Below are 23,883 nucleotides of genomic sequence, written 5' to 3' on the forward strand. Positions count from 1 at the left end.
AGAAAATGTTGTGATTTTCAATTACGTTCTGCGCATATATGCCCGGACTGTTAATGGTGCAAAAATGGCTACAATAACCGCCGCTCCAGCAAGACTAGTCACTAGATCTGTGCCCATTGTACCTTGATTCGCCAAATCCCGTACAGCTGAGACCAAATGGGATATCGGATTGACATTAACAATCCACTGAAGCCAATTTGGCATCGTATCTACCGGAACGAAAGCATTCGAAGCAAAGGTGAGCGGAAACAATACGAGCATGGAAATCCCTTGTACACTGGACGCTGTACGCGCAATAACACCGAGAAAAGCAAAAATCCAACTGATCGCCCAAGCACACACAATAACCAGCAATCCAGCCATGGCGACATGACCCAATCCACCTGCAGGGCTATATCCCAATAAATAGCCGATCGCAAAGGTAAGGGATGTTGCAATCGTATATCGGATCGTGTCTGCCAGCAGTGCTCCGGCCAGTGGCGCAATACGCGCTATAGGCAGTGATTTGAATCGGTCAAACACCCCTTTATCCATATCCTCACGCAATTGCACACCCGTAACGACTGAGCTTGTAATTACTGTCTGCACAAGTATACCCGGAATAATGACCAATAAATAAGCTTGAATGTTTCCCGAGACCGCACCGCCAAAAATGTACGTAAACATCAATGTGAAAATGATCGGCTGTAGGGTGACATCGAATAATTGCTCTGGTGTTCGTCGAACCTTCAAAATTCCGCGATAAGCCATCGTTAAGGAATTTCGGACGGTTTGCCCAAAGCTTGTGTATTTTCTCAGCCTACGGCTTGGGTTTTGTTTCGCTATTGTACTGTTCATACTTGCAACTCCTCCACTGCTTTTGATTCTTGAGACGTATGAGACGTATTGCCGCTCGCACCTTGGCCCGTAATGGTAAGAAATACTTCATCAAGTGTAGGTTTCTGTACACTCATCTCTGCCAGGTCAATGCCTGCGGAGCGGAAAGCAATCAGTAGATCTGCTGCAATATTCGCATTTGCCATCGGCGCAGTAATCTTCCCTGCTTCCGCTGATACGCTGGAATCTGTTCGAAGGATCTGCTCCACAATCTGACGCGCGTGTTCAATCCGTGTCGGTTCCTGGATACGCAGTTGAAGTGATGCAGTGCCAACTGATGCTTTCAAATCATCCACCGTGCCTTCGGCAACGACATGGCCCTGATCGATTACCGCCACACGATCGGCCAGTTGATCCGCTTCATCAAGATATTGTGTGGTCAGAAGCACCGTTGAGCCCGTCTTGACCAACTGGCGAATCGTATTCCACATCTGTGCACGTGTCCTCGGGTCAAGTCCCGTCGTCGGTTCATCCAGAAAGATCAGCGGCGGCTGAGCAATAAGACTTGCTGCCAGATCCAGACGGCGGCGCATGCCTCCCGAGAACCCTTTGATCGGACGTTTCGCCGCCTCCGTCAAGCCGAATTCTTCGAGCAGCTCGGCTGTCTTGCGCTTCGCTTCTGTGCGGCCAAGACCCAGGAGCCGTGAAAATATCATCAAATTTTCGTTGGCACTAAGTGACTCGTCAACTGATGCGTATTGCCCTGTAAGTCCAATCAGCTGGCGTACGATATGTGACTCCTTCACCACATCATGCCCGAATATTTTGGCTGATCCTCCATCGGGCCGAAGCAGTGTGCCCAGCATACGAATTGTTGTTGTTTTCCCTGCTCCATTCGGACCCAGCACGCCATAAATTGTACCTGCCTTTACATTCAGATTTACACCATCAACTGCACGCTTATCTCCGAAGATTTTTACAAGACCCTCTGCTTCAATGGCCCAATCTCCAAGTTCATTACCTGTTGTTCTTTGCTGTATGTTTGTCAATTGTGGTTCCTCCCATATCGTTTATAGGGGAAGAATATCGTACTTTTATGAACTGAATATGAATGGAATCGGAAAGTTTTCAATTTCAAATCACAAAACCCCGCCAATGTCCAAATGGACACCAGCAGGGTTCGAATCGGATTTATCATTCTCTAATTTACAGGTTTGATATCAAAGAAGTCCAGTTCTCCATAGCCTTCACCTTTGGAGAAACGAATTTTGTTCACACCAGCCTTTAGCTGAACTCTCGCTGTAGACAGTCCCCAGTTCTCCCATCCCTTATTCGTAATGTAGAAAGGACTGGATATGCCTCCATTCACACTTAGCAACAGGTTGGACCAGTTACCGCCTGTTGTGCCATTCGCTGTCCTCGCCAGTAGAATATACGGGCCCGCAGTTGCTGCATTAACGTTAAATTCTACATAGCTGTCCGCCGTATCGATATGACCGGCTTTCATATTGCCTGAACCAGAAGGACTCTGGGATGCATAAGCGATCCCTCCAAAAGCTCCCTCTTCTCCTTCATATCGAACGATTGATTTCTCTCCCGAAGGTAGAGCAATAGGTGCGTTGGGATTCACCGGTGTACCCAAGTTCGGGGTATTGTCGGCATTCCAGGTGAACTTCTGTAAACGAATTTCACGATTCCATCCGGAATTATTGAATTTCGCTGTATGGTACATGATCCAGTCCTCAGTCCCATCAGGCGATTTCGTAAAGGAATGATGACCCGGACCATACAAGCCGTTCCCCGATTGGAAGATAGGCTGACTGCGCTTGTTCCATGATGCCGGATTCAGCAAATTGCTTGAGGCGTTGGCGGTAATAAGCCCCAGACAATAATCATTGGTCCAGCTGCCACTTGCCGAATACACAAGATTGATGACACCGTTTCGAACGATCACCTGCGGTCCTTCATTTACATTCGGGGAATGATTGGTTTCCCAGGCGTACGTTGGTCGCGAAATCTCCACACGATTCGAATCGATGGTCCAGGGATTACTCATATGGGCAATGTACAGATTCTGCCTAACATTCGTATCTCCTTCCCAGCCCGACCAGATGAAGTAGAGCTGTCCGTTCACCTGTAATACCGTCCCATCGATAGCCCACTTGTTGGTGGGATCCGTAATCCGTCCTTTGTATTGCCAGGTTCCCTGTGTGGGGTCAGCTGACGTATTTTCCATGACATACATGCGGTGATTGACGTTGTCTCCATCATCCTTGGCATAATAGATGTACCATGCACCATTGATGTAATGAAGCTCTGGAGCCCAGATGCCGCAGCAACCCGTATTCACCACAGTGGTTGGAGCCGCATCAATGGTTGTTAATTGAGCTGACTTCCAGATGGTAACGTTGTCACCAGTTGTTTTGGTGAAATAATAAAATCCGTCAGTGTGCTTGTAGACCCAAGGATCTGCTCCATCCTGCATCACGACATTGTAGAAGTTATTCTGAACGGTCGCTGCATGCGTCGTCTGTCCCATTGGGAAAATAAGAAATGCACATAAGGCCAGCAACAATTTGTTCCTGTAATTCATTATTTTCATCTACAGCCACGCTCCCTATAGGATTATGAATCATGCGCGCACCTGACCTGCAACGTTCAATCTTCGATGGCAGCCTTGCGGGTATTAATGCGACGAATCGTTTCCGGGTCGAATTTGGGACGGCGGTCATAGGTGTACAGTCCGTTCACTTCCTGTTCCACATCGTATAGCTGGGTATAACAAAAACCAAACATCTTTGGATGGTCCAGCAGGACATTGGTTAGTCCCTCATAACGTGCAATGAAAGCTTCTTCGGATTGTGGTCTGTCCCCGTAGCCCCAAGCTTTCTCATCTTGCTGATCCGGATTCCACCAGATACCGCCATACTCGCTAATAAAATAAGGCTGCCCTTCATACGTCTGCCGCTCCGGAAACGTATTGAATACTTCCCCGCCGCTTTTCATCGGTTCATATCTGGCCCGGAACGTTTCCGGGTTCTGATCATAGTCATGCAAATCGAAGATATCTGTCACCACATGAAAGTTGCCGCTGGTGTCAATGACAGGACGAGTCGGGTCCATACGTTTAGTCATCTCATAGACAACGCGGAGCACATCGTTATCCTGCCGGGTTCCATCGCGATCCCACGTTTCATTGAACGGACACCAGCCGATAAGCGATGGATGATTGAAGTCACGTTCCATGCCTTCCATCCATTCCGGCAGGAACCGTGCGAGACTTTCGGCTGTTGTAATATCCTGTCCCCAGTTGGCGTGTTCTCCCCAAACCAGGTAACCAAGCTGATCAGCCCAATACAGGAAACGCGGTTCAAACATCTTTTCGTGCAATCTCGCTCCATTAAAGCCAAGTCCCATGGAGATCTCGATGTCCTTGCGCAGATCATCGTCGCTAGGTGCCGTGTAGATCCCATCCGGGTAAAAGCCCTGATCCAGCACGAGCCGCTGAAAAACAGATTTGTCATTGATGCGAAAAGCCATGCCATCCAACCTCACTGTCCGCAGTCCGAAATATGAGTCAACCGTATCTCTGGTCTGATTCTGCCCATGCAGCTTCAGTTCCAAGTCATACAGTTTGGCGTTCCCCGGCTCCCATAAGTGGATTTCGGATAATGGAATAGTAAGCTTCACAGCAGGTCCATGAACAACCACTGTTGCGGACCCTACATCCTGGCCGTCAAAGCGGGCAATTGCAGCCAGCTCCCCTCCAGCAGCGTTACCGCATATTTTCAGGTCCAGGTGCACACAAGCATTATCCGGATCAGCGGCGACTTTCATGTCAGAGAGATACACCTCTGGCACCTGCTCCAGCCACACCGTTTGCCAGATGCCGGTCGTCCGCGTGTAATCACAGCCATGCGAGTGGAATCGTTCGCTCTGTTTCCCTCGCGGCTGAAGTCCAGAACGCACATCGTCTTCGGCATAGACCGTGACCACATTCGCCCCTGGCGAAACATGGGATGTGATGTCCAAATGGAATGGCGAATAGCCTCCCCGATGCCTGCCAGCGGCTTTTCCGTTGACCCAGATCTCGGCTTCGTAATCAACAGCGCCAAAATGAAGCAAAATGCGTCCATTCATCCAGGTTTCCGGGATCGAGAATTCCCGTTTGTACCATACTGCCGCCATAAAATCGGTATAGGCCACTCCGGACAGCTTACTCTCTGGACAAAACGGAACAGTGATTGTTCCTGAGAGGGGATGTTCGGACTGCTCATAACCGCGTTCTTTCCCACTTTTGCCATGATCCATTTCGAACTGCCAAGTTCCGTTCAGATTGATCCAATTACTTCGTACCCATTGAGGCCGGGGATACTCAGGGCGTGGGATTGGTTTCAACTTTTGTTCATTCATCTGCAAATCACTCCTATTAGCCTTTGGTTGAACCGATGTATACCATCAGTATTGGAATGGTGGACACAACAATGGTGCAATATTTGTTCTGTATTTGAATCAAAGTATAATTACACAATAATTAGATGTAAACGTTTTCAATTTATTTTCTTGTAATAAAATATATCTAATATTCTTGCTTTTTTTCCCTTCAAACAGCATGGGAAAGTTGATTACATCACTGATAAACACCGTCGAACCGCTGTTAATGCGCAGTATAATTCTATTTAAAGCTAACATGAACACAGCCTTCTTCATCTCATGACAACATACATTTTCACCGTAGCGTTTATCTATTCCCTCTTTAATTACAAAATAATTGTAACTATAGGCATACTCATCCACTATTCTCGAGTCTTATGTCTTACTCTCCCGATGGAACTTGGAGCGCATGATCATCGCTGAAAGGTATACCAAAATCAGGTGTTCCATCCCTGTTCCATTCAAATTTTTGAATGCGCGTTGCCCTTAAACCGGTATCTGCACCCGCCGCAGGAAGGGCATGAAATACGATCCAATCCTCCATACCATCCGGTGACGTTGTGAAGCTATTGTGTCCTGTGGCATATACTCCATTTTCCACACTTTTCCGAAAAACGGGCTGCGGGGATTTGGTCCATGATGAAGTCAGCATCGGATCATCCTCTTCATTCATGGTTAATATGCCAAGTGCATAATCTTCTGACCAGGTTGTGCTGGCCGAGAAAATCAGAAAAACCCGTCCATTGCGATGCAGCGTAACCGGACCTTCATTAATGGCCATTCCGCCTTGCTTTTCCCACGAAAAGGTTGGAGCCGTTAACAGCACATGGTCGCCTGTCAGAGAGTAAGGGTTAGACATCCGCATAATATAGATCGCTGATCCATAGTCCGGAAAATGACCGTAGCCTGCGTACAGAAAATAGAGCTGACCATCCAGTTTCAGCACGGTACCATCCAAACCAGGGACAGGAGTGTCCAGAGCACCCTTCCATACCCACTCGCCATCCAGTGGATTCGGGCTTTCATTCTCCAGCACGCAAATCCGCCGTGAATCGTCCCCTCCCCCATCATTGGCCGTATAGTATATGTACCATTTCCCATTCAAAAAATGGATTTCCGGTGCCCACAAATGATGGCTGTAACGCCCTCCAGGCTCCGGTGACCAAATGATTTTCCGAGTCCCTTCATTAATTTGCGATAATCGAGGGGACTGAATAAGCTCCAGATAATTAGAGCGTGTGCGCATAAAATAATAATTGCCATCGGAGTGCCTATAGACCCAAGGGTCTGCGGACTGCAACGCCACCGGGTTACAAAATGTACTGGTTGTCATTTCTTATCTCTCCCTTCATGTCATGCTATTTTCTATTATCTGGCAGGATTGGTTTGCGGACAATTGTGAAAACGCTTTAATTTGGTTGTAAAAAAAGACAACCTTCAAGCGATTTCGTCGGTCGAAAAAAAACGTCCTCAAGACGGTTTTTCCTATTGGAGCTTTACTGAATGTTCTGCATCCGCCATTCAAGTGGGGTGACTCCTACAGATCTGACAAAATAATCATAAAATCGGCTGGACGAGGTGAACCCTACTTCCGAAGATATCCTTTCAACCGCTTTGTTGGTTTGTTGTAACAGTCGTTTGGCTTCCATTAAACGAAGATTGATAATGTACTGCTTTGGAGAAACCCCCACCGTTTCTGTGAATTTCTTTCGCAGATTGCTCTCCGACAGAAAGTGTCGGGAGGCCAATTCACTAACCGTAATCGGCGTGTAGTAAGACGAATGGATCTCTTTCAGTACTTCCTGAATGATGCCTTGAACCATTGGATCTTTAACAGCATGAGAAGCATTGACTGAGCAATTCCGCTGGAACAGTAGCAGTGCAGTCTCCAGCGCTAGACGGATTAAATGACTGGAGTCAATACTCTGCTTGTCTTCGGAACGCCATTCCTTTTCTAATTCGGACAAACTGATATCTGCCCAGCGAAGACTGTCTTGATTGAGATGGGCAAGCTGAATGCGATTCCTCTGATGCTCCTGCCCATGGAAGAGATATCGACAATGCACGGGCAAGGAGTCATGGTAATAATGTACGGAAATGCCCTGCCATGGCTCGGTACAGACATAACCGTGATACAGCTCTGGCGGGATCATAATGAGGTCACCTGCAACCACTTTGACATTCTGCTCTGGTGAACTATAATACCCTTCTCCATCCAGTATAAGTGTCAATTCATCATAGGCATGTGAATGGGATTTGAATAAACCTTCACCCTGCTCCAGATGAAACAAGTTCGGTTTAAAACGCTCGATACTCACGATAAATGAAGTATCGTTATTTGGCATATCTCGCATCCTTATCACCCGCATTCATGGTATACCTTACCTGCATAATAATGTTCTGTTCATGGTCCCCGAACTCATTGCCAAACAGGTTCATGCCTCCCTGATGCCTGGCATCCGGATGGATTCCAATGCGTAATCTTAACTTGGGTTTATCCTCAAGATGAAGATCTGACAGGGACACATCCGAAATTTTCTCCTTGTCCAGCATGGTCTGGTTGCTGTCCACACGCCATTTTTTGAGAATACCGTATTGAGTGGAACCATCAGACCACCATACCGGATTCAGTTTACCACGACGGTCGCCCAAATCTCCGGGACTAGTCCACATCCCGATCTCAGTACCATTCACCCAAACGGAAATATCCGAGGGCCAATCATTGTTATAGGTCGCTACTTCAGAACAGATTTCCATGGACAATTCCAAAGCTTCAATCGTTGCACCTTGCGGAATATCCATAGGAAGTAAATATTCCAAATACCCTTTTGCCAACCAGATGATTTGAGCATCAATATGCTTGGGATGATAGAAGCTTGCCGGGTCGTCTTCCTTCAAAATCATATCCTCCGTACTCGCCATGCCGCATGTCGGCGCAACTTCACAGTCGCTGTAATGCCCTATCGGCATCTGCACTTCATAGATATTGGTATCCCGTGCGGGAAAGGAATTCACCCGATCAAGGGCAATATGAATATCATCATAATTGCGGCTGCAAACCTTCATGGCCCCGCGAGAGGCCGGGAGCATCTCCGTATGTATTAAATGGGCTGCCTCCAGCACTTTAATATGGTTGGCTACCGTTGAGACCGGCAGGTTAAGTGCTTCTGCAATTTCAATAATGTTTAATTTGTTGGAATTAAGAAGCTGGAGAATGTCTATCCGGGAACGAGTCGACAAAGCGTGGGTTACAGTTACCAGTTTTTCCGGGTCATTAAAGCTGAGTTCCAGCACGTGTTTGCTCTCCTTTGGAAAATATTAATTTAAAATAATTCTACTGAATAAGAGGAATAAACACAATGTTGCCATGCTTAATCAAGCTTCCGAAAGAAATCATTTGAGAACATTTTCCACGTAATCTTTCTTATGGTAAAGGCAATGAATAGAAGTAATCTGCATTTCTTGCGAAAGGAAGGATATACGTGATAAGCGAAATCAATAGCTGGATCAGACATATTGCTTCTAACTATATATTGATTATTGCGGCTGCTGTTATGTTCTTCGCAATTAAGGCTGTAATTGGATTTTATACCTATAAGCATTACAACAAACAATTGGACCATCTTCACCATAAAATCGATCTGCTCATCAAGGAACAGCAGCTTCTCGCTCAGCGTTTTTCCGTCCCTAACACAAACCAAGATATGACGCAAAAAGAAGACCACTTCGAGCATTCATCGCAAACGCCTCTAATGTGATCTTCTCATATGATATTTATGGTTACTCTTGCATTTCACTCTCTACTCTGTTACGTAAACAGCTTTTTTGTCATACGTATGATCATTTGCCAGCTTAAGCATAAATTCAGCCAAATGACTTCGGGACAGCTTCAGCTTGCGTGAGTTATCCCCATGAATCTCTGCCTCATGAATATAGTTTCCATTGTAAACATCTGATGTAAGAACCGGAGGTTGAATCAAAACCCAATTGAGCTTGCTGCTGGTGATGATTGCATCCTTTTCCCGGTGATCGCGAAGCAAGTTCGTCATGAATGTTGGGATGATGTACTTGTATAAAAAGCCCAGTTTCCCTGCGTCTGGATGAACACCGATAAAGGATACGTGAATGAGTTTCCCGGTATCGTTATTCTCCGCTGCCCGCACGATGTTCTTCATGGCATCAATCAAAGGCAAGTCCCTTTTAAACATTCCTTTGGCACCCAACACTGAAAAAACAGCATCATATTTCTCCTTGCTCAGCACATCGTTGATATCCGAATAACGTGTTGCCTCACCCTTCTCTACGTTCAGATTACGATGTGACACACTAATCTTGGATGGATTTCTAACAAATGCAGTAACTGTATGGCCTGCTTCCAGTGCTCGTAACATCAGCTCATTTCCTGTTCTTCCGGTTGCCCCAAAAATAATGATATTCATATACTCACTCTCCTTCGGACGATCCGTCCTGAAATTCATGAAGAAATGCTTCAATATTGCCAAAAAGTTTCCTAAGCTTCGAGAAATCACTTCTCGTAATATCCAGAAAATAAAAATTCATGGTGCCTTCCCGACTCACTTCAATGAGATTTGCATCTTTTAATATCTTCAGGTGATGGGAGACCGCTGGACGAGATAAATTGGTCTGTTTGGCCAGGTCCCCCACACGGATTCCTCGATCACTATCTATTTCACTCTGAATTAATGCCATAATAATGGACTGACGTGTCTGATCTCCAATAGCAACCAGTGCTTGTTGACAATCATTAAATTCACTTGCCAATCTTTTCATGCGATCCTGTTTAGCCATGAACCTTCCCCTCTGTCGAATGGTTTAATTCTATGAACCATCCTAGCACAAAAAACAATGAAATATTCATTGGGAAAGATAATCGAGACGAATGAATGAAGGCTCCACTATTTAAAATGAAAACAACTCGCCAACATTTCAGAAAATGACCTGAACGTTATAAAAGCCGTAGATCGGATGCTATAAGCATCAAATCTACGGCTTTTGTTATTTGGACTATATGATAGTTATCTTCTTAATGAACAATCTTCACAGGCAAGTATGTCAGAGACTGGCCTGGAGCCGAGACGGTCAGGTTGTTTTCCAACTCAAATGATTCAACCGATTCGATGGAAGGCACTCTTTCTACAAATGCAGTCAAAGCAACACTCAATTCCATTCTCGCCAGTGGAGCACCCAGACAGAAATGTGGACCATTGCCAAAGGTAAGGTGTTTTTTGTTATTGGGACGGTGAATGTTCAAATCGAATGGATTTTCAAATATTTTTTCATCCATATTCGCCGCACTCATCCAGGAAATAACGACATCCCCTTTTTTCAATTCAACACCCAACAGATTATTATCCTTCTTCACGGTCCGGTGCCGCTTGGCATTATGGAAGCGATAACGAAGCATCTCTTCTACCGCAAGTGGGATCAACTCAGGGTTCTCTCGTAATTGAACATACAAGTTGGGGTCATCATAGAGAAAAGAATAAAATGTACTGGAAACCATGTGACTGGTGGTTTCAATACCAGCCCCCAGCAGGAGCATTGTGGTTCGAACAACCTCATCATCGGAAAACTTATCGCCGTCCACATCCACTTTCAACAAATCAGTAATGATATCGTCGCCAGGCTGAGTCCGTTTCTGAACGACAATGGGATAAAGGAACTGATAATACTCCTGTGCTGCGACCTGCTTTTTCAGTTCCATTTCCTCTGCATTTTCTCTATTGGCGGGTTGAAACAGAATATCTACCCAGCTTTTGAAGCGGTGGCTGTCCGTCAGCGGTATGCCCAACAAATCTGCCATAACCATGGAAGGCAATGGCGCTGCCAGGGCTTGCACGATGTCGATCGTTGTATTAAGTTCAATATCCTCCACCAGCTGCTTCGCAATGTTCCGAATCCGCGGCTCCCAGTTTTTCAGGCTGCGGGGTGTAAAAGCAGCAGAGAGCAACGAACGGCTTTTTTGATGACGCGGTGGATCTATGCTCGAAATATTCATTTTGTCCGGCGGTGTGCCTTCCTTGTTTTTCGCCCCAACTGCAATGGTTGTTCTTGAGCCTTCGGATGAAAAATACTCATGATTGCTTAGTACCTGCTTAACATCGTCATATCTGAATACATTCCAGGTATCCGTATCCTCATGATAGTAAACAGGTTTTTCCGACAACATTTTCCGAAACCAGTGAAGTGGAAAAAACTCTTCCGATCTGGACTGAAAATTGGTTATATCGTGAACTCGAATCACTTCTTTGTACATCCAAACACCGCCTTAAAACTATTTTTATTCAGTGCAAAGAGGGATTTCTTCCATGTCCTTTGATAATCATGCCACGGCGTCACTCCAGTTCTTCGGTTCCTTTTCATTCCTCCTTTGGTTGGCACATGAATTGACAGTTCAGCGCACAACCATTTTATACTAACCGTATATTATTTGGAATGAAACTTTTGAACTATATTCATATTTTGGATATTTTAAGGTGTGTTTTTATACTAATAGTACATTTATGACGAAAATTAAGTTCTTAACGGTTATAATACAGGATTACAGATAGGTAAGCATGAACATGTCTAAACCTAAAACGTGGACCATATGGTTTACTATGGTATGCTTGAACACTAGGCCATTCTTTGTACATCGGGGTTTCGTTCGGGAGGGATACAGTGAATTGGATACGTCCAGTGAATAGAGGAGAATCTGTCTTTAAAGTTAAAAATAATCGCATTATCTACTTTGCAAAATTATCTATTCCACTAAATGCCCTTATCGCAGTTGGAAAAATACTCTTAGGGATTTTTACGCTCTCCTTCTTTTTATGCATTAACGCCTTTTATAATATCGGCATCGCTGTTGCCAAGTATTACGCAGCAAAAGCACATGAGGACTCGAATCTTGATGATTCCAGCCCGGAGGAAATCCTAAAAAAACAATACGCTGCATACCGATTTATAGGCAATATTGTGCTCGCTTCAAGTGCGGTGTACATCATTTATTGCAGTAAATTATTATTTGTTACAGGCAGCAGAACACATTATCCTCATTATGTCGCCTTCATCATAGCTGCCGTTACTTTTACCGAAATCGCGGTTTCTTTAGGTGGTGCCATTATGGCGAGACGAAATAATGAACCGGTCATTGAAGCCATCAAACTGACGAACTTCTCTTCATCATTGATCTCACTTTCATTAACACAAACTGCGATCATGTCATTTTCATTCAAAGGGGATCCCACCTTTTACAATGGACTGTCAGGCATCATTTTTGGTGCCCTGGCAGCACTCATCGGGCTGTATATGATATTACGAACCCCGACAGGAGAGTAGCCCATTAAATTCTTGAAAAACATCTGCGTATGGTTGATTCTGACAATAGCTAGATGTTTTTTTCTTTATATCAAATCATTGTAAGAATAAGCGCGAATTAAAGAGAACTGTTTGGCTAGAAAATGCGGTGCATAAGGCATGTCATTGCGAAGCCAGGATACAATGGTCCCAATCAGGGCTGAAGAACTGTACCAGATGGCGATCTCCTTATGGATACCTGCTTGTTCAAGTGTGCTTCCCAGCTCCAAACTTTCAATCTTGGCTGAAACTAGTTTCGTTAGCAATTTCAATAGTCTCTCCGTAAAAATGGGTGTTCGTCTGGACGCGAGAACGACGCGATAGAATTTGGAGTGATCAGCAAAGTGTTCAAGCAATTTCACTAGTACTGGCCAACCATCATCTTTGGCAGCATACTCAAATTGAGGTGCATGTTCATCCACAATCCGTTCAATGTGCTCAATCATCTCATCCGCCATTTTCTCCATCATGTCTGTGATATCCCGATAATGCAGATAGAAGGTCACGCGGTTGATCGTCGCTCGTTCTGCAATCCGATTGACGGATAGTTTCTCGATGTCCATTTCCTGTAAAAGATCTACAAAAGCATCACGAATCAACTGTCTTGTACGAAGTATACGAGGATCTGTAGCAGACTTCTTTTCGTTCTTCATGCAAAATCACTCCTCAAATTTTAAAAATTACAATTTTAAATGATCAGTCGTTTATTTCCGAATTAGACGACATATTTTATTTTTTCGTAAAATAAGCAACGAAAATACCCAAAATCGTAAATTGTAATCTCCGGGAATATGTATATAATTCAATAAATACATTGTAAACTATACAACACGTTGTAAATTTAGTCACGTGTGGATTGAAAGGATGGAATGGATTGAGTCAGGCTAGATTAAAAGAAAAAGATGACGTAAAAAAGGGCCCCATACTGTTTGTTATGATTTTGGGTGCATTTCTTGCCACATTGAACCAAACCGTTATGAGCGTGGCAACTCCGGAGCTGATGGGGGATTTTAATATCTCAGCAGCAACAGCCCAATGGTTTACGACAGGCTACATGCTGGTGAATGGTGTACTCATTCCTATCACGGCCTATTTCATGCAACGCTTTTCGACACGGCAATTATTTCAAGCTTCGATGTTTATTTTCCTCATCGGTACGATTATATCTGCCCTTGCGAGTAATTTCGGTACATTGTTGACAGGACGTATGGTTCAAGCAGCTGGTGCTGGTATTATCATGCCATTGTTGATGCATGTCATTCTAACCCTGTTCTCTCCTGAGAAAAGGGGCGCCGCGATGGGTATGGTCGGTTTTGCCATCATTTTCGCTCCAGCGATTGGGCCGACACTTGCTGGATATATTCTTGAGAACTACACATGGCAAACGATGTTTTACGGGATGATCCCACTAACTGTTATTGTTATTGGTTTTGCGTTTGTATATCTCAAAAATGTATCGGAACGAATCAAACTCAAGTTCGACACACTCAGCGTGTTGCTGTCCACGATTGGATTCGGTGCATTGCTGTACGGCTTCAGTCGGGCGGGAAGTCTGGGATGGTCAAGCGCTGAAGTAATCATATGCCTTGCAGCAGGAGTAGTTGCTCTTGGACTGTTCACATGGAGACAGCTCGCGTCTACAAATCCGCTGCTCGATCTGCGTGCTTTCAAGTATAATATGTTCTCACTGACCACGGTCATTAATATCGCGATCACGATGATCATGTATGCTGATATGATGTTGCTTCCTTTATACCTCCAAAATGCACGGGGTTACACTGCATTGGAGTCCGGATTATTATTGCTTCCAGGGGCACTTGTCATGGGCTTCCTGATGCCAATAACAGGTAGATTGTTTGACCGGTTTGGTGCAAAATGGCTGGCGATTATCGGGATGGTTATCACGATCGTAACCACCATTGGTTTCATTGATCTAACGGATTCTACCAGTTATACTTACCTGGTATTAATGTCAACAGGTCGCCGAATTGGTATGGCCTTGCTCATGATGCCTATCCAAACGGCAGGTTTGAATCAACTGCCTCCAAGACTTGGGCCACACGGTACAGCGATATCCAACACCGTGAGACAAGTAGCTGGCGCTGTGGGTACTTCATTGCTCGTAAGTGTAATGACTAGTCGCACAACGGCACATGTACAGGATATGGTGGCAACGGGTGCAGCCAAAGGCTTAACCCAGCAGCAGTTGGGAATGGAATCCATGATCCAGGGAATTAATGATGCTTATGTAGTCATTATCGGTATTGCCGTTCTCGGATTGCTACTTTCCTTCTTCATCAAACGTACCAAACAAGCGACGGAGGAAGACTCCAAGCAGCCTGTAAGACAAAAAGTCTCGATGAATACAAATTAAGAACAACATTTACATGAATTACTTCATGTAGAGCCTATCGTATCTTGTATAAAAGCGACAGATTAGGACCCTAAGCTTTACGTCCAATCTGCCGCTTTTTTTGTGTATTACAAATAAACAGAAGCCTCTCCACTTCAGGGATAAACGCTGTGTTAAGGTGTGTTCTATTTCGTGCTATCCATCGGACCCTGTCTGATTTGTTCGAGATATAAGCTACAATCTTTGACAATCATACTAGCTTCGCAGTTCAGAGAAGACAATTCAAATTCCGTTTGAAACGCCTGCAGCGTTACTTCCAACATGGAAATATTGATCTCTTTCTGCTCGACTAAAGCAAGCAGCCCTTTGGTCAGTTCTTTCGCTTTCATAGATGCTTCCGAGTGGAGAATGGAATGACTGAATTTCTGAAGACTCGCAATCAGGTTGTTTTTATCCAGTGCAATTTCTTTGGAACCAGGAGCGATCACCAACAGACTTGGAAAATCAATAATATGCTCTTGTCTTTCCAGCATGGAACGAAGCAAAATTTCAATGTAAATCAGGATTTTGGGTACAAGATGCTTCCAATTCGGCTGGGCAAGTTGGAAGTTTCTCCACATATTCGAGATTTGATGTATCATGCCAAAACCAAAAATAGCCCCTTCATAAGCAAAGGGTTTCAATTCTTCACCAAATACCTGAACCAGTCGGTCAGATAACCAATTTAACTGCATACGAGTCAAGTTCTCCAGATTGCATTCTCCAGAGTAGAAGCCTGTCCAGAATAGCTCCACAACAAGCTTTTTTTCCGGCAAAATCATCGGAACCATAATTTGATCTACCAGTAAGTCAAAATCGGATGCATAGCTTCGGCTCTCCAAATCTTTGCGAATCATCATATCTTCCTCTACACGCTGCTCTAAAATGGCAAGAATACAATCATCCTTGGAACCAAAGAATTTATAAAATGTTCCTTTGGACACACCTGACTCGTCTAGGATCATTTGAATGGAGGTGTTGGTTACTCCATGTTTCTCAAAGAGCACAAGTGCTGAGTCCAATAACATTTGTTTCCGTTTATTCATAAGCTCCCCCTGGATGATTTGAGCGGTTCACTTCAAGACATCTAATAATCTACTGCAAATCCACTGCAAACATCACATGTTCTTTCCAAATCCCCTTGATTTTAATATTCTGGCGATCTGTTTCCTGGAAGCCCGCTTTACGCAACACTCGAATTGATCCGGCATTGTCGGGAAGTGCACCTGCCTCCACTCGTTTTATTCCCGCTTCATTCATGGCGAAATCCAGGGCTAGCCGAAGGGCTTCACTCATGTATCCCTTGCCATTCTGTACCTGATCCAGCACATAACCGACAATCCATTTGGCTGTGGAATCCAGTTCAAGTTCGAACAGAGAAATCTCTCCAATGAGCTCATGTGTATGGTTCAGGAAGATCCCGAAAGAGTATCGTTTCCCTTCTTCCCTGGCCTTGCTCCAACCTTCGAGAAGTGCAACTTGACCCTCCAGTGTATAGAATGTCTCCGATCGTTCACTTGCCGATATCTCTTCGAAAACAGCCCGGTTCCGGATCTGCAAATCCAGCAGTGTCGGCGCGTCCTCCACATTCAAAAATCGTAAATAGATACGTTCCTCACGATTGTCCATCTGTATGTTCATCCTTATCTCTGGTTGTAGTAGATTGCATTCATCAGAAGTACGAGAGTTGCCGTTTATACGCCATATCCCAGAACAGATATTCAAATTCAACACTTCTTCTGAATATGTCTTCTATGGCCTCCAGCTCCTGCTCGGTTTTATGTTCACATAATGCATCAAGTGTATCATAGAACCATTCGAATGAGTCGCGGAATTCATCACTTGCATAATTTTCGATCCAAGTCTGATAGAAATTGCCCTCTAACGAATCTCGATATTGTTCTTTTAATCTTGTGGCATAGTCGTAATACGTCCATGCACAAGGAAAAATGACGGCGATGATTTCGGCTACCCCACCTGTTTGTGCAACACTCATCATATTCGACGTATACGCCTTGTTGTATAGTGATGGTTTGACAGCATGATTTCCATCCAGTGTAATCCCAAATTCATTCATATAATTTCGATGCAAATCCATTTCTTCGTACAGAATAGCGTGTTGAATCACCGTAAAGTTCGTCATCAGTTTTTCATCTGTCGCCTTCACCGCACCCATGGCAAAAATCTTCGCATATTCAATCAGATATGTATAGTCCTGAAGAAGATAAAACTTAAACGCTTCCTGATCCAATGTGCCTTTTCCCATCTCGTGTAAAAAAGGATGGTTGTATCCATCTTCCCATACGGCTCTGGACTTGTCTTTTAACGTTCTCGAAAATGACATGATCATTTCTCCTTTTATTAAAATCATAATGTCCCGCTTCACATCCAGCTATCGCGTTCTGTCGTCCAAAATGCAGACCAAAAAGCCCTTGACCTATTTTCGGCAAGGGCAAAATAACATGAGTACATGTCATTTGCTCCCTACGTCAGTCTTAACTAACAGGTTCAAAGGGTCAGGTTTTAACCTTCTCAACTGCGAACAGTCCCCCTGCAAATAGCTCAGGCTTATTACAACATGTGTTTTTCCAAATGTCAATCCATTCCTATTAATCTTCAAGTTCTGCTAAATCTTCTTGCAAGTTCTTAAGTCGGGTCCGGATATCCTTAATTATACTTTGTAATTTGTTTAATTCATCGACCCATTTTTGCTCATTAGAGACGTTCGTTGCTGAAGTTGAATGATACCCGGGAGACGTCCTTAACTGATCTAAATCCGATTCATATGTCCGCCGCTTTTCCTCAGCTTTTGCCAATTCCTCTTCTTCGATGGCAATCTGGTGCTCCAGATAGATGATGTCTGAGGAGTAGCCGTGGGTTAAGCGCTGTGAATACGTCATAGTTCACCTCATTTCTGATCATCCATTGCTTTTCCAAGGTCATATGGCTGAATATCGATATCCAAATCCATACCCAGAGCCAATTTGGCAAGTTGACTTCCAATAAAAGGCCCCATCGTTAGACCAGACGCTCCAAGCCCGTTGGCTGTGATCAAACCATTCCAACCTGGAACAGCACCCATTACTGGAAGAAAACCTGGTGTAAATGGACGAAATCCTACTCTTACTTCCTGAAACGTGCTATCAGCTAAACCGGGAGCCAGTTCCAATCCTTTATTCAAAATTTCCTGCATTCCGCCTGCGGTTACTCTTGTATCGTATCCTTCAATATCATTTTCGTGAGTCGCTCCGATCACAATCTTCTGTTGATCAAAGGCTAACAGATATTGATCCGAAGGAGGCATGACAACAGGCCAGTTCCCAGTGTCCTCTCGATCGTGAACCTGCAAGTGCATAATTTGCGCCTTCTGATAATGAACCTTAAAATCAATGCCCAAGGGCTTCAACAGTTCATTAGCCCAAGCGCCGGCACACACAATAACCTCGTCAGCCGATATGACTTTACCTTCAACAACCACTCCAGTTACTCGGTCCGATTCATATTGAAGTGTCGCGTCCCCATTCATCAGGACCGCCCCATTTCGCTGAGCCGATCGAATTAACGCATCACGCAGTGCACGTCCATCGATACGCGCAGCTCCGCTGATGTAGACTGACTGAAAGTTCTCCTCCAGAAGAGGAAAACGCTCATGGGTTTCTTTTGCATCCAGAAGGGTAATCTCCGCAATCTCCGGTGCATCTTCTTTACGAAGTTGTGCCCGCTCCTGTATCTTGTTAATTTTCTCCACATCCGTATGAATACTTAGTGCACCCACTTGAGCATATCCTGTTTCCGTTTCCCCTTCACTCTTGAGTTCTTCAATCAACCCGGGATAAAAACGTGCACCTGCCTTGGCAAGCTGATACCAATTCTGATTACGGCGCTGAGATAACCAGGGACAGATAATCCCGGCAGCAGCATCCGTAGCCTGTCCCCGATCTTTCCGGTCTATAATAAGAACTTCCGCACCCCGTTTTGCCAATTGATACGCTGTGGAAGCCCCAAGAATTCCTGATCCTACGACGATGACTTTCTTCATGACTGCATCCCTTTCCTAAATCACTGTAACCATTATAACGCATACTGCTTCGTCTGATAATGGTACGGCATCGACATTATGATACATGTTCCTAAAAGGTTTTCGATAAAATGTTATTTATGTAATATAATTCAAATCAGGTTTCTTTTAACGCTGTATCCACGCCATTTACGCACACGACCTTTAACGAAATGAGGAATAACACAACGATGCCGAAACCTAGTATGGGGAATTCACTGGATCCCGATATGCCGCTTATGATTACAGGTCAAAACCAGCTGACCGTAGATGAATTAATGAATTGGAACGGCCATTCGCGGGATTACAGTATTGTGCAGTGTATCGGGGGAACAGGGAAAATCGCAGCCCAAAATCATGAGTTTTCAATTCGAAAAGGAACAGCTCTTATTATGTTTCCGGAGGTGACATATCGTTACGACAATCTGAGTGATTCATTGTTGTTCGATTGTCTGTCTTTTAATGGCTATTTATTGCCACGGTTTCTGCATACCTTGCAAATCGGGGAGCTGCGCGCCTTCAAGCCGGATGGAATGCTTCATATCCTGCTGCATGAAATAACGTTGGCGCTACAGTCCCGGCACAAGGATCAGATCTGGCACGTATCCGCATTGCTGTACATGCTTCTGGTCAGGTTAACGATTGATGGCGATCGTTATGGTGCTTATGAACGTTCGGATGCCCGATTAAAGCTGGGCGGACTGGTTACTTTTATCAAGCAAAATTATGATCAGGATATCTCGCTCTCCATGCTGGCTCAGCAAATGGACGTCACCGAACAGCATCTAAATCGGATATTCAAAAAGGAATTCCAAATGACTCCGCTTGATTATCTGACACGATATCGGTTATTGAAGGCCAAGGAAATGCTCGTCCATAACGCTGGAATAACGGCCCACGAGATTGCTCGGGCTGTCGGTTTCAACAGCGCCAGTTATTTTGGATCCGTTTTCAAAAAATATGAAGGGATCTCTCCTATTGAGTTACGCAAGCAATACCAGGGTTAAAGAATTTCCATCGTGATCTCTGCCAGCGAGGTTAACCGCAGATCATACTTCGAGAATTCCAGATTACGCGTTACCTCGTTAGGCACAATGACACAGCGAATCCCCGCGGCTTTGGCTGCCTTCAGTCCATTCGGTGAGTCTTCGAACACAACCGCTTCGGACGCCCCGATCCCGAGACTCTCCAGGGCAAGCAGATACAATTCCGGGTCCGGTTTGACCCGCTTGACGTCCTCTGCTGTATGAATGACATCAAATAGTTCGAAAATGCCGAGTGTCCGCAAATAACCATGAACCCAATCCCGGGTAGAACTGGAAGCAACGGCAAGCCCAATCCCTTTTTTACGGGCAGACTGGAGCAGCTCATGCACGCCTGGAAGAATGGCTGCCTGCCCCAGATATGCTTCATATTTCTGTTCAGAGAGCAACTTGATATGATCATGATCGATCGGTTTTTGCAACGCTTGCTCCAGATATAGAAAAGGATGAAATTCTTCAAACGATGTCCCTACATTTTTCGACCAAAGCTCCAGGCCAAGTTCAAGTCCATGCTCTTTATAAATATCGCGAAAAGCATAGAACCAAGGTGTCTCCGTGTCCACAATAAGTCCATCAAAATCCAAAATAAAAGCTTTTACCATTCCGCTTTTCTCCCTCCAATGATCAGCCGATTGGCAGGGAGATGGGCTTAGAAGCGTGCAGTCACGTCCGGACGGGTAACATTCATCGACAAAAAGTGACAGGTGCATCCCGTTCCGGCTGGTGACTGTCCAACAACTCCAGCCCGGATCTCCCCCTCTATCGGCATGCCGAAATATCTAATTAATTTCCATTCCACCCCATCGGGTGAATAAAAGAATGAAATGCAGTCCTCCACTTTGCGTATGCGCAGATAAGGATTGGTTACGGGAACTTCAACCGAATTACAATCGTCGGATGAACCTTCCTTTGTTACTACCGACACAATGGTCGCCGCTTTTCCATCATACTCAAAACAAAGTTTGCACCAGTTTCGCTCATCCGCCATCACCATCAAACATCCGGAATCATACTGATGTTGCATGTCCACGGTTAGCTGGGTCGTCATTTCAAAATCGTTAGGCACCGGCATCGACAGAAATGGCGCGGTTGCACGGATATGCTTACCCGCTGGATCTTGAAAAAAGTCCGTATCAGCCTGAGCTTCTACAATTAGAACTCCTTGATCGGTATAAGACCAGCTCTTCGGCTCATTAATCCAGTTCATTTGGTTTCTTGTTTCTGTTGCAAATACGTTTGTCATTGCTATGCCTCCCAGGTTCATTTTCTGTATTATATATTCGTTTCATATACAGAAAACCCCTTCTCCTACATATTTTTGTAAGTACTGATTGCCTGGGAGTGTTTCCGGGGATCAGGGAGGAATAACATGATGACCATGAGTACGATATAAAGTACAAGAATGACACTGAATAACAGCACGGGGTTATAGTGATACAGCAGCCCTGTCAGGTAACCTGATGGAATCGCTGTTAACGTCATAACGGTCTGCACAGCCGAGAACATATCTGCTTTTTCATGTGTACCCAATCGGTTCATAAGCAGTGAATCCCGATACGTTTGCAAGATGAAATTGCCTGCCGCAAGTATAATTAGAGTCAGAAATAACATGGCCATATTCCCCGCAGGTATCAACAGAAAAAGTATTGCACCCACTGTACTCAGAATGATCGAGAAACTGACATACGTTTCTTCTGAACGCCGTTTCAGACGCGGGATAATGACTAAATACAAGAGCATGACGGTTACTGCGGTGACGACCGGGATAAATGAAATAATCTGATCATTGAATTTTAACTGTTCCTTGAAAAAAATCACCTGAAAAAAGTTCAGCTGCAGGATCAGATTGGAAAGCACCGTGATGAGAATAATCGGTAAAAGCCTCCGTTTGTAGAACGATTTGCCGAAAAGTCGCAGACTGGAAGCCAGACTCTGAATCACCCGGGTCTGGCTATGCATTCCCATAAGTTCCTTCCCTACTGCGGTCTCATCCGTATATCGGTTGCGAATGAAGAACATGACGGTCATGAGGATGCCACCGACAAAATAAATACTGGCTAGTGTTGGCACAATGCCAAAATCGGCAATCACTACCCCGGCGATCGGTGTAAGTACTCCAGCACCAGTAATGATCATGTTAAGAATGGCGAATACCTTGGAGCGCTTGTGTTCCTCAACATCCTCGATAATGAGACAGTTGAAGGAAACCGTCACAAATTTGGAGGTTGCATTCAACAGGTAAGCGATCAAAAACAACCAAAAATTCTGGGAAAACGCCCAGATGAACATGGGAACACTCCAGGCTATCAGATCAAAAATCAGTGTTGTTCGCTTGCGACCAAGCTTATTCGTGATTGAACCCGCAAATAACTGAAATATAAAGGCAAAGTAAAGATTCACCGAATTGATCAAACCAATTTCAATATCCGAAAGTCCGGCTTCCTTCATATATAAGGGAGCATAAAAAAGAACAATCGTGCCCGGAATGGCCCATACCGGTTCAAGTAAGATGGAGTACCGCGGATTTCTCGGCAAATCCTGTAGCAGCTTCAATCGATATCCCCCTTTTTTTGTGGTGTTTGACCGCTGCGAATTCCTGCTTTTCGCAGCGGCAAACCTGCCAATATCTACATGCTTACAAGATCAGAGCTGTTTTAACCGAATTCATGGGCAATTTCTCTCCGGTACGCAGATGATAACCGATTGTCCCATTGAATGCCTGTTCATAATCACTCAGCAGTTCCGTAGAGGTAACCATTTGCTCCAGTTCCGGAATACTTTGTGCAAATTTCAATGCTGTACTGATCATCGAGTGATTAGCTACCGCACCGATGATACTAATGCCATCATTAATCACGGCAGTTGATTTGAACGTGACCTCATAGCTGTCGTCATAACCCATAGGAATGATCTTGCCGCCTTTGGCAATCATCTCAAAGCCTACATGAAGCTGGTTACCAACCGCGTCCACTACAATATCAAACTTCTTGTTATTATTGATCTCGTATACTTTATCCAGTGTCAGATCCTGAGGATAGAACACATGATCCGCGATCTCTGAAGCGAACTCTTTGCGGAATGGATCAACTTCCGTGCCTACAGTAAGCCTTGCCAATCGTTTGCTCACAAGCTGACACAGGGAACCGATTGCACCAGAACCGAGGACCAGTACTGAGTCACTAGGCTTAGTCCCTGCTTTCATGAACGTCTGAAGTACACATCCCAGTGGTTCGATCATCATGGCCGTTTCCCAGCTCATGGAATCCGGGATGGCATAGATATACTTTTCGTCCCCAACAAAATATTCAGCAAAGGTTCCGTGTGTCGTCATGCCTACTTGATAGTCATCAAAATTCTCGCAATAGATGAACAGACCTTCGCGGCAATAGGAGCAGGTACCGCAAGATTGCGTGGGATCAACTAATACCCGATCACCGATCTTGAAACCACGAACTTCATCGCCCACCTCAACTACTGTGCCGACACCTTCATGACCAATAATCGTCCCTTTATTCGCAGGCACTTTGCCTTTGACAATATTCAGGTCTGTACCGCAAATACCTGAACCATAGATTTTAATTTTTACCTGGTTTGGCTTTTGAATGGTTGGCTCCTCAATATCCTGGTAAGTCACCTGTTTAAGATCCTGATATACGAGTGCTTTCATTGAATATTCCTCCTAGTCGATGTTTTATATAAGTTGAAATAAAGATTTTACACAATCCACTCCGATGACAGAACAACCTTCCAATCGCTGTTATCCCCAGATTTTTTAATTCCTT

At 44.7% G+C, this 23,883-nt stretch carries 24 protein-coding genes and 1 riboswitch; of the genes, 4 read left to right on the top strand and 20 right to left on the bottom strand.

Annotation, left to right across the window (positions count from 1 at the left end):
* Positions 1-21 precede the first annotated feature (21 nt).
* The 7 genes from DC345_RS22050 to DC345_RS22085 all read right to left on the bottom strand — a co-directional run bounded on the left by DC345_RS22050 (position 22) and on the right by DC345_RS22085 (position 8,544).
* Positions 22-837 (bottom strand): ABC transporter permease, encoded by an 816-nt coding sequence (locus DC345_RS22050; protein WP_113054931.1) that lies wholly within the window; start codon positions 835-837, stop codon positions 22-24.
* Complete coding sequence (locus DC345_RS22055; RefSeq protein WP_113055008.1) at positions 834-1,856, bottom strand: ATP-binding cassette domain-containing protein; 1,023 nt, start codon at positions 1,854-1,856, stop codon at positions 834-836. Before DC345_RS22055 ends, DC345_RS22050 begins: the two co-directional genes overlap by 4 nt.
* A gap of 161 nt (positions 1,857-2,017) precedes the next feature.
* Positions 2,018-3,418, bottom strand: coding sequence for a family 43 glycosylhydrolase (locus tag DC345_RS22060; protein ID WP_113054932.1), 1,401 nt, complete (start codon positions 3,416-3,418; stop codon positions 2,018-2,020).
* Between the two features lie 56 nt (positions 3,419-3,474).
* Positions 3,475-5,229, bottom strand: a complete 1,755-nt coding sequence (locus DC345_RS22065) for a glycoside hydrolase family 2 protein (protein WP_113054933.1) — start codon at positions 5,227-5,229, stop codon at positions 3,475-3,477.
* Between the two features lie 403 nt (positions 5,230-5,632).
* The gene (locus tag DC345_RS22075) at positions 5,633-6,583 is read right to left on the bottom strand and encodes a glycoside hydrolase family 43 protein (RefSeq protein WP_113054935.1); all 951 of its coding nucleotides are present in this window, start codon (positions 6,581-6,583) and stop codon (positions 5,633-5,635) included.
* 163 nt (positions 6,584-6,746) lie between these two features.
* Complete coding sequence (locus tag DC345_RS22080; RefSeq protein WP_113054936.1) at positions 6,747-7,595, bottom strand: AraC family transcriptional regulator; 849 nt, start codon at positions 7,593-7,595, stop codon at positions 6,747-6,749.
* Positions 7,585-8,544, bottom strand: coding sequence for an ArsR/SmtB family transcription factor (locus tag DC345_RS22085; protein WP_113054937.1), 960 nt, complete (start codon positions 8,542-8,544; stop codon positions 7,585-7,587). Before DC345_RS22085 ends, DC345_RS22080 begins: the two co-directional genes overlap by 11 nt.
* 188 nt (positions 8,545-8,732) lie before the next feature.
* On the opposite strand from DC345_RS22085, the gene DC345_RS22090 reads away from it, so the two are divergent.
* A complete protein-coding gene (locus DC345_RS22090; protein WP_113054938.1) occupies positions 8,733-9,008 on the top strand; it encodes a hypothetical protein in 276 nt (91 codons plus the stop codon).
* 42 nt (positions 9,009-9,050) lie between these two features.
* Here DC345_RS22090 and DC345_RS22095 read toward each other — a convergent pair whose 3' ends face one another.
* From DC345_RS22095 to DC345_RS22105, 3 genes are all read right to left on the bottom strand, one after another.
* Entirely contained in the window at positions 9,051-9,689 is a 639-nt protein-coding gene (locus DC345_RS22095; RefSeq protein WP_181586687.1) for an NAD(P)-dependent oxidoreductase, read from the bottom strand.
* A gap of 4 nt (positions 9,690-9,693) precedes the next feature.
* Positions 9,694-10,059 carry an ArsR/SmtB family transcription factor gene (locus tag DC345_RS22100; RefSeq protein WP_113054940.1) on the bottom strand — a complete coding sequence of 122 codons (366 nt, stop codon included), beginning with the start codon at positions 10,057-10,059 and terminating at the stop codon, positions 9,694-9,696.
* A gap of 235 nt (positions 10,060-10,294) precedes the next feature.
* On the bottom strand, positions 10,295-11,527 hold the full coding sequence (locus tag DC345_RS22105; protein ID WP_113054941.1) for a cytochrome P450: 1,233 nt from the start codon (positions 11,525-11,527) through the stop codon (positions 10,295-10,297).
* A gap of 404 nt (positions 11,528-11,931) precedes the next feature.
* Between DC345_RS22105 and DC345_RS22110 the strand changes: the two genes are divergently transcribed.
* Entirely contained in the window at positions 11,932-12,591 is a 660-nt protein-coding gene (locus tag DC345_RS22110; RefSeq protein ID WP_113054942.1) for a hypothetical protein, read from the top strand.
* Between the two features lie 65 nt (positions 12,592-12,656).
* Here the strand turns inward: DC345_RS22110 and DC345_RS22115 are convergent, their stop codons facing one another.
* Entirely contained in the window at positions 12,657-13,262 is a 606-nt protein-coding gene (locus tag DC345_RS22115) for a TetR/AcrR family transcriptional regulator (protein WP_113054943.1), read from the bottom strand.
* Positions 13,263-13,543: 281 nt separating this feature from the next.
* Here DC345_RS22115 and DC345_RS22120 point away from each other — a divergent pair, with 281 nt between their 5' ends.
* Positions 13,544-14,983, top strand: coding sequence for a DHA2 family efflux MFS transporter permease subunit (locus DC345_RS22120; RefSeq protein ID WP_113055009.1), 1,440 nt, complete (start codon positions 13,544-13,546; stop codon positions 14,981-14,983).
* Between the two features lie 164 nt (positions 14,984-15,147).
* Here DC345_RS22120 and DC345_RS22125 read toward each other — a convergent pair whose 3' ends face one another.
* The 5 genes from DC345_RS22125 to DC345_RS22145 form a co-directional block, all read right to left on the bottom strand.
* Positions 15,148-16,047: a TetR/AcrR family transcriptional regulator gene (locus DC345_RS22125; RefSeq protein ID WP_113054944.1), complete on the bottom strand. Its 900-nt coding sequence runs from the start codon at positions 16,045-16,047 to the stop codon at positions 15,148-15,150.
* Positions 16,048-16,096: 49 nt separating this feature from the next.
* A complete protein-coding gene (locus tag DC345_RS22130; protein WP_113054945.1) occupies positions 16,097-16,630 on the bottom strand; it encodes a GNAT family N-acetyltransferase in 534 nt (177 codons plus the stop codon).
* Between the two features lie 43 nt (positions 16,631-16,673).
* A complete protein-coding gene (tenA, locus tag DC345_RS22135; protein ID WP_113054946.1) occupies positions 16,674-17,345 on the bottom strand; it encodes a thiaminase II in 672 nt (223 codons plus the stop codon).
* Between the two features lie 120 nt (positions 17,346-17,465).
* Positions 17,466-17,564: riboswitch (TPP riboswitch) on the bottom strand.
* Positions 17,565-17,610: 46 nt separating this feature from the next.
* Positions 17,611-17,901, bottom strand: coding sequence for a hypothetical protein (locus DC345_RS22140; RefSeq protein ID WP_113054947.1), 291 nt, complete (start codon positions 17,899-17,901; stop codon positions 17,611-17,613).
* An 8-nt stretch (positions 17,902-17,909) separates the two neighbouring features.
* Complete coding sequence (locus DC345_RS22145) at positions 17,910-19,040, bottom strand: NAD(P)/FAD-dependent oxidoreductase (RefSeq protein WP_113054948.1); 1,131 nt, start codon at positions 19,038-19,040, stop codon at positions 17,910-17,912.
* 209 nt (positions 19,041-19,249) lie between these two features.
* Here DC345_RS22145 and DC345_RS22150 point away from each other — a divergent pair, with 209 nt between their 5' ends.
* Complete coding sequence (locus DC345_RS22150; RefSeq protein WP_181586688.1) at positions 19,250-20,065, top strand: AraC family transcriptional regulator; 816 nt, start codon at positions 19,250-19,252, stop codon at positions 20,063-20,065.
* On the opposite strand, the gene DC345_RS22155 is transcribed toward DC345_RS22150, so the two are convergent.
* From DC345_RS22155 to DC345_RS22170, 4 genes are all read right to left on the bottom strand, one after another.
* Positions 20,062-20,703, bottom strand: coding sequence for an HAD family hydrolase (locus DC345_RS22155; protein ID WP_167434879.1), 642 nt, complete (start codon positions 20,701-20,703; stop codon positions 20,062-20,064). The genes DC345_RS22150 and DC345_RS22155 overlap by 4 nt on opposite strands.
* A 47-nt stretch (positions 20,704-20,750) precedes the next feature.
* On the bottom strand, positions 20,751-21,344 hold the full coding sequence (locus tag DC345_RS22160; RefSeq protein ID WP_113054951.1) for a DUF1349 domain-containing protein: 594 nt from the start codon (positions 21,342-21,344) through the stop codon (positions 20,751-20,753).
* Between the two features lie 65 nt (positions 21,345-21,409).
* On the bottom strand, positions 21,410-22,654 hold the full coding sequence (locus DC345_RS22165; protein ID WP_113054952.1) for an MFS transporter: 1,245 nt from the start codon (positions 22,652-22,654) through the stop codon (positions 21,410-21,412).
* Between the two features lie 82 nt (positions 22,655-22,736).
* On the bottom strand, positions 22,737-23,768 hold the full coding sequence (locus DC345_RS22170; RefSeq protein WP_113054953.1) for a zinc-dependent alcohol dehydrogenase: 1,032 nt from the start codon (positions 23,766-23,768) through the stop codon (positions 22,737-22,739).
* Positions 23,769-23,883 lie beyond the last annotated feature (115 nt).

This window comes from Paenibacillus taichungensis (genome assembly GCF_003287275.1).
GTDB classification, from domain to species: domain Bacteria; phylum Bacillota; class Bacilli; order Paenibacillales; family Paenibacillaceae; genus Paenibacillus; species Paenibacillus taichungensis_A.

Excerpts from the sequence above, each read along its gene's own strand:
- DC345_RS22160 (WP_113054951.1), bottom strand. The coding sequence starts at position 21,344 with ATGACAAACGTATTTGCAACAGAAACAAGAAACCAAATGAACTGGATT.
- DC345_RS22145 (WP_113054948.1), bottom strand. The coding sequence starts at position 19,040 with ATGAAGAAAGTCATCGTCGTAGGATCAGGAATTCTTGGGGCTTCCACA.
- tenA (WP_113054946.1), bottom strand. The coding sequence starts at position 17,345 with ATGTCATTTTCGAGAACGTTAAAAGACAAGTCCAGAGCCGTATGGGAA.
- DC345_RS22125 (WP_113054944.1), bottom strand. The coding sequence starts at position 16,047 with ATGAATAAACGGAAACAAATGTTATTGGACTCAGCACTTGTGCTCTTT.
- DC345_RS22065 (WP_113054933.1), bottom strand. The coding sequence starts at position 5,229 with ATGAATGAACAAAAGTTGAAACCAATCCCACGCCCTGAGTATCCCCGG.
- DC345_RS22075 (WP_113054935.1), bottom strand. The coding sequence starts at position 6,583 with ATGACAACCAGTACATTTTGTAACCCGGTGGCGTTGCAGTCCGCAGAC.
- DC345_RS22095 (WP_181586687.1), bottom strand. The coding sequence starts at position 9,689 with ATGAATATCATTATTTTTGGGGCAACCGGAAGAACAGGAAATGAGCTG.
- DC345_RS22170 (WP_113054953.1), bottom strand. The coding sequence starts at position 23,768 with ATGAAAGCACTCGTATATCAGGATCTTAAACAGGTGACTTACCAGGAT.
- DC345_RS22050 (WP_113054931.1), bottom strand. The coding sequence starts at position 837 with ATGAACAGTACAATAGCGAAACAAAACCCAAGCCGTAGGCTGAGAAAA.
- DC345_RS22140 (WP_113054947.1), bottom strand. The coding sequence starts at position 17,901 with ATGACGTATTCACAGCGCTTAACCCACGGCTACTCCTCAGACATCATC.
- DC345_RS22105 (WP_113054941.1), bottom strand. The coding sequence starts at position 11,527 with ATGTACAAAGAAGTGATTCGAGTTCACGATATAACCAATTTTCAGTCC.
- DC345_RS22120 (WP_113055009.1), top strand. The coding sequence starts at position 13,544 with ATGATTTTGGGTGCATTTCTTGCCACATTGAACCAAACCGTTATGAGC.
- DC345_RS22130 (WP_113054945.1), bottom strand. The coding sequence starts at position 16,630 with ATGGACAATCGTGAGGAACGTATCTATTTACGATTTTTGAATGTGGAG.
- DC345_RS22100 (WP_113054940.1), bottom strand. The coding sequence starts at position 10,059 with ATGGCTAAACAGGATCGCATGAAAAGATTGGCAAGTGAATTTAATGAT.
- DC345_RS22115 (WP_113054943.1), bottom strand. The coding sequence starts at position 13,262 with ATGAAGAACGAAAAGAAGTCTGCTACAGATCCTCGTATACTTCGTACA.
- DC345_RS22155 (WP_167434879.1), bottom strand. The coding sequence starts at position 20,703 with ATGGTAAAAGCTTTTATTTTGGATTTTGATGGACTTATTGTGGACACG.
- DC345_RS22060 (WP_113054932.1), bottom strand. The coding sequence starts at position 3,418 with ATGAAAATAATGAATTACAGGAACAAATTGTTGCTGGCCTTATGTGCA.
- DC345_RS22150 (WP_181586688.1), top strand. The coding sequence starts at position 19,250 with ATGCCGAAACCTAGTATGGGGAATTCACTGGATCCCGATATGCCGCTT.
- DC345_RS22080 (WP_113054936.1), bottom strand. The coding sequence starts at position 7,595 with ATGCCAAATAACGATACTTCATTTATCGTGAGTATCGAGCGTTTTAAA.